The 4,969-nt window shown below is 69.2% G+C and carries 5 protein-coding genes; 2 read left to right on the plus strand and 3 right to left on the minus strand.

Annotation, left to right across the window (positions count from 1 at the left end; genetic code table 11):
- Positions 1-169 precede the first annotated feature (169 nt).
- Entirely contained in the window at positions 170-826 is a 657-nt protein-coding gene (locus JHD63_RS21665; RefSeq protein WP_233168528.1) for a response regulator, read from the minus strand.
- Positions 827-834: 8 nt separating this feature from the next.
- Positions 835-2,253, minus strand: a complete 1,419-nt coding sequence (locus tag JHD63_RS21670; protein ID WP_198972869.1) for a cache domain-containing protein — start codon at positions 2,251-2,253, stop codon at positions 835-837.
- Positions 2,254-2,693: 440 nt separating this feature from the next.
- Between JHD63_RS21670 and JHD63_RS21675 the strand changes: the two genes are divergently transcribed.
- Both JHD63_RS21675 and JHD63_RS21680 read left to right on the plus strand, forming a co-directional pair.
- Complete coding sequence (locus JHD63_RS21675; RefSeq protein ID WP_198972870.1) at positions 2,694-3,164, plus strand: Rid family detoxifying hydrolase; 471 nt, start codon at positions 2,694-2,696, stop codon at positions 3,162-3,164.
- A gap of 25 nt (positions 3,165-3,189) precedes the next feature.
- Positions 3,190-4,665, plus strand: a complete 1,476-nt coding sequence (locus tag JHD63_RS21680; protein WP_198972871.1) for an aminotransferase class V-fold PLP-dependent enzyme — start codon at positions 3,190-3,192, stop codon at positions 4,663-4,665.
- Between the two features lie 51 nt (positions 4,666-4,716).
- On the opposite strand, the gene JHD63_RS21685 is transcribed toward JHD63_RS21680, so the two are convergent.
- Positions 4,717-4,969: NAD(P)H-dependent oxidoreductase (locus tag JHD63_RS21685; protein WP_198972872.1), on the minus strand; the 253-nt coding region annotated here is incomplete at its 5' end.

The following is a 4,969-nucleotide window of genomic DNA, read 5'->3' on the forward strand; positions in this document are numbered from 1 at the left end:
GTGAAGCTCGGGCTGCAGGCCAAGCGCAAGCGCGCTGGCTGGAGCCTGCCCTATCTGGAGCACCTCATGGGCATGGGAGCGGCTCTGGGGATGGGGGGCTCTGGTTAGATGCGATTGCCCTGCCCAGATTCCACCTGGGCTACAGGCATTATTCAATCAGAAACGGTGGTTACGCCTGCCCGAACGGCATGTCGCCCTGCGGCGCATGCGCGAGGTCGGGGTGATCGACCGCGTACTTGACCAGGGCCGCCTGCCCTTCGATGTGCAGCTTGCGCCGCAGGTGCAGCCGGTGCGTCTCCACGGTGCGGACCGAGGCGCCCAGTGCGCGGGCGATGTCCTTGTTGGAGTGGCCCCGGGCCAGCAGCGCCAGCACGTCGGCCTCGCGCGGCGTGAGGGCGCGCGGGGCGTGGTCGGGCGCGGGCATGTCCTCCAGCATCCGCAGCACGGGCGGGCTGAAGTAGGCCTCGCCCCGGTGCACGCGGCACAGGGCCTCGACCAGTTGCTGACCCGGCTCGTCCTTGAGCACATAGCCCCAGACCCCGAGCGACACCGCGCGGCGGATGTACTCCGGGTCGCGGTGCATGGACAGCACCAGCAGCCGGATCGCGGGGAAGCGGGTGCGGAACGCCTCGGCCAGGTGCAGCCCGCTGGCCTCGGGCATGCGGATGTCGGTCACGACGATGTCGGGCCGCGTGGCCTGCGCCTGCTCCAGCGCTTCGCCAAGGCCGCCGGCGTCGCCGACGACCTCGACGTCGGGCATGGCGCCCAGCCGCATGCGCACCCCGTCGCGCACCAGCGGATGGTCGTCCACCAGCAGCACCCGCATGGGCCGGCTCACGAGGCCGCCCCCGCCACGGCCGGCAGCGGGCACCATGCGGGCTGCCGCGCCGGCGCCAGCGGCAGCACCGCGCGCACGACGGTGCCGCGGCGGCCCGAGGCGAGCACGAAGCGCCCGTCCAGGCCCTCGATGCGCTCGCGCATGTTGCGCAGGCCGATGCCGCCCTGCCCGTCGGACTGGACCTTGCGCAGCGCGAACCCGCGCCCGTCGTCGCGCACCAGCAGGCGCACCCGCCGCGGCGAGAAACGCAGCACCACCTCCACCCGCGCCGGCCGCGCGTGCGTGCCGGCATTGGCCAGGGCCTCCTGCGCGACGCGGAACAAAGCCGTGCTGTGCGCCGTGGGCAGCGTGAGCGGCTCGCCCTCGGTGCGGAAGTCGAGCGCAAAGCCGCAGTGCGCGCGCATCTGCTCCACCATCAGCGACAGGGCCGGCGCCAGGCCCAGGTCGTCCAGCAGCGCGGGCCGCAGCCCGTGGGAGACACGGCGGATCTCCACCAGCGCATCGTTGAGCCGCTGCAGCCCCTGGTCCAGCAGGTGGCGCGGGCCGGCCGGCCGGCGCCCGTCCGCGGGCGTGCCGGGCAGCGCGAGCTGCGCGGTTTCGAGCATGTACTTGGACGACACCAGGACCTGCACCACGCCGTCGTGCAGCTCGCGCGCCACGCGCACCCGCTCGTCCTCCTGCGAGTGCACGACGCGCCGGGCCAGCCGCTTGAGCTTGGCGCTGGAGACGCGGTGGTCGCTGATGTTGAGCGCGAAGCCGGCAATGCCGATCAGCACCATGCACAGCGCCGCGATGGCGTAGATGCGGGTGCGCGTGGCGCGGATGTTGTCCTGCGCGGCCGCCTCGATCTTGCCCAGCGCCTCTTCCACGTCGTCCAGGTAGAGGCCGGTTCCCAGCACCCAGCCCCAGGCCGGCACCGAGGAGACGAAGGCGAGCTTGGGCGCGGTCTGCTGCGTCGAGGGCTTCTGCCAGAAGTAGCGCACGAATCCGCCGCCCTCCTGCGCCTTGGCGAGGATCGCCAGCGCCGGCACCTCGCCTTCATTGGTGTTCGGGTCGCACAGGTCGACGCCGGCCTGCCCCATCTGCCGCGCGTCGAGCAGCACCTTGCCCTGCCGGTCGTAGACGAAGAAATAGCCGTCCTGGCCGAACTTCATGCCGGTGAGCACGGCCAGCGCCTGGCGCTGCTGCTCGGCCTCGGGCTGGCCGGACCGCCCGATGCGGGCCAGCACCGTGTCGGCAAGCTGCACGTAGTGCCGCAGCTCGGTTTCCTTGCTGTGCAGGTAGGCCGCCTCCACCAGTTGCCGCTCCTGCCGGCCCAGCTTGAGCGTCTGGTGCTGCATGGTGGCCGCCACGAGGCTGAGCGCGCCGAGCACCGGCAGGCTGGTCAGGAGCAGGAGTTTCCACCGGAACTGCATGAGGTCGGAGAAGTGGGGCGATCAGGAGCGCACGACTATCGGCCGGCCAGCCTGAAAGTCAAGCGGGCAAACACGGCATGGCGGCACGGTGGCTTATTCCCGCCATTAATCATGGAGAGATATCCCGCCGGCATTCATTGGCACGCTGGATATTCGATGCGCGATTGGCGCCGGCCGCAGGAATTTATTTTCAAATTGTGACAGGACTGGATTTATTACCCAGGCGCGGCGGCCCTCTCTCCCCTGGAGGAGGGACCATTCCGGAGCACGCCGATATCACCGCGATGCCGTTTTCAGCATCCTGTCAGGATTATCTACGTAGCACTGCGTAGGGGAAAAACGTGGGAGAAAAACCAAATGCGATCCCTAGAATCCGCCCACCAGCTTGAGGCGCCCATCCAACCTGGAATTCCACGTTCAACTTCACCGAGGGGATCAATATGGATATTCGAAACCTGATGCGGCGCTGCGCCGTGTGCGGGAGCGTGGCGCTCGCCGCCGGCCTGCTTGCGGGCTGCAGCGCGCCGGCCAAGCGCGAGGTGCTCTCCACCACCAACATCTACCCGGCGATCGGCCCCTATTCGCAGATGGTGGCGCATGGCAGCACGGTGTATTTCTCGGGCGTGCTGCCGCTCAATGCGGCAGGCAACGCGGTGGCCGGCGCCACCATCGAGGAGCAGACGCGCGCGGTGCTCGACTTCATCGGCGCCAAGCTGCGCTCGCAGGGCCTGGGCTACGAGGACGTGCTGGCGACCACTGTCTACATGAAAGACCTCAACGAGTTCGCCGCGATGAACAAGGTCTACGGCGAGTACTTCCGCAGCCAGGCCCCGGCGCGGGCCACGGTGGAGGTCGCGCGGCTTCCCCGCGACGTGAAGATCGAAATCGCGGCCGTCGTCGGCCGCCGCTGACGAGCCGCCACCGGAGACATCGACCATGCCCACTCTCGTTTCACCCCACGCCGAAGCGCCGCTGGCCGGCGGCCCGCCCTCCCCGCTGGCGCCGCCCGGCCCTGACGCCCCCTCCAAGCGCCGCGAATTCCTGCGCATGCTCGGGCTTGGCGCCGGCGCCGCCACGCTCGGGCCGCTGCTCGGCGCCTGCGGCAGCGGCAACGCCCAGACCACGTCGGAAGCCCTGCGCGCCCAACTGCTGCGGGACGAGGCGTTCTGGACCAGCGTCCAGAACATGTTCGTGCTGAACCCGCGGAAGACCTTCATGAACATCGGCACCGCGGGCTCGATGCCGGCGCTGGCGCTGGACCTGTTCGCCGAGGAGAACCGCAAGAAGGCGGCCGAGTCCGGCAACGGCTACAGCAACCTGCTCGACCTGCGGCAGAAGGTGGCGCCCTCGTTCGGCGTGGATGCCAGCGAACTGGCGTTCTCCGCCAACACCTCTTCCGGCATGTGCCACGCGATCCTCGGGCTGGACTGGCAGCGCGGCGACGTGGTGGTGACCACCAACCACGAGCACGGCGGCGGCGACACGCCGCTGGCCATCGCCGTGGACCGTTTCGGCATCGAGGTCTCGCGCATCGCGATGCCGGTCGGCAACAACCAGACGGCCGCCACCTACGTCAACCTGTTCGACGAGCGGGTGCGGGCCCTGAAGGCACAAGGCAAGCGGGTGCGGGCGATGATGTGGTCCTCGCCTACCTACAAGACCGGCACCATGCTGCCGATCGCCGAACTGATGGGCGTGGTCAAGACCCACGGCCTGATCAGCATCGTGGACGGCGCGCACCTGCCGGGCATGATGGACTACCACTATGGCAACCTGGGGATGGACTTCATGTCAGGCGCCGGCCACAAATGGCAGTGCGGACCGGGTTCGACCGGCATCCTCATCATGCGCAACCGCATCCGCTCGTCGAACCCGCTGCCTCTGCCGAAGTGGTACCCGGTCCATACCTCGACCTACCGAGCCGTGGACCGCAGCATAGTGCCGCCGGAGAGCTACGACATCGCCGCCAGCGTCACCAGTTGCGGCAGCGTGCACACGCCGATGTTCATGGCGCTGGCCAAGGCCTGCGAGATGTGGGATTCGATCGGCCGCAAGAAGATCGAAACCTACGACCTGACGCTGGCCTCCTACCTCAAGGAGAAGATCGCCGAGCGCTGGGGCGTGGACGCGCTGTACTCGCCGAAGGACGATCCCAAGCTGCTGTCGGCCCTGACCTCGTTCAATCCGTTCCCGAACAAGACAGACGTGATGAACGCGCAGAAGGCCACGGCCTTCGTGGCGAGGATGCAGAGCGACTACCCGCAGGGGTTCATCGTCCGCAGCGCGGACTTCCCCGTGATCGGGGCGGCCTCGAACCACTACGCGATCCGGGTGTCCACCCACCTCTGGCACGACGCCCGCGACATCGACCTGCTGGTCGATGCCATGTGGGACCTCTCGCGCAAGGTCTGACCGGGCGGGGCCGGCCCGCGCCGCTGGCGCAGGCCGGCTCACCCATGGGGGTCAGGCGACCGACTCGACCAGCCCGCGCGCCTGGCTCAGCGCCTCGGCGATGGCGGCCTGGCGCGCGTCCGCGCCCATGGCCACGCCTTCGGCGCGGATCACCGTGACGTCGGTGATGCCAAAGAAGCCCAGCACCGCGCGCAGGTAGGCCTCCTGGTGGTCCAGTGCCGCTTCGAAGGCGGTGCCGGCGTACTTGCCGCCGCGCGAGGACACGATCAACACGCGCTTGCCGCCGGCCAGGCCCTCGGAGCCG

Origin of the sequence: Xylophilus sp. ASV27 (genome assembly GCF_016428875.1) — a bacterium.
Taxonomy (GTDB): domain Bacteria; phylum Pseudomonadota; class Gammaproteobacteria; order Burkholderiales; family Burkholderiaceae_C; genus Xylophilus.

What these genes read in the sequence shown, in the direction of transcription:
- JHD63_RS21665 (WP_233168528.1), bottom strand. Translation starts at nt 826, where the DNA reads ATGCGGGTGCTGCTGGTGGACGACCATCCGCTGGTGCGCGACGGGGTG.
- JHD63_RS21680 (WP_198972871.1), top strand. Translation starts at nt 3,190, where the DNA reads ATGCCCACTCTCGTTTCACCCCACGCCGAAGCGCCGCTGGCCGGCGGC.
- JHD63_RS21670 (WP_198972869.1), bottom strand. Translation starts at nt 2,253, where the DNA reads ATGCAGTTCCGGTGGAAACTCCTGCTCCTGACCAGCCTGCCGGTGCTC.
- JHD63_RS21675 (WP_198972870.1), top strand. Translation starts at nt 2,694, where the DNA reads ATGGATATTCGAAACCTGATGCGGCGCTGCGCCGTGTGCGGGAGCGTG.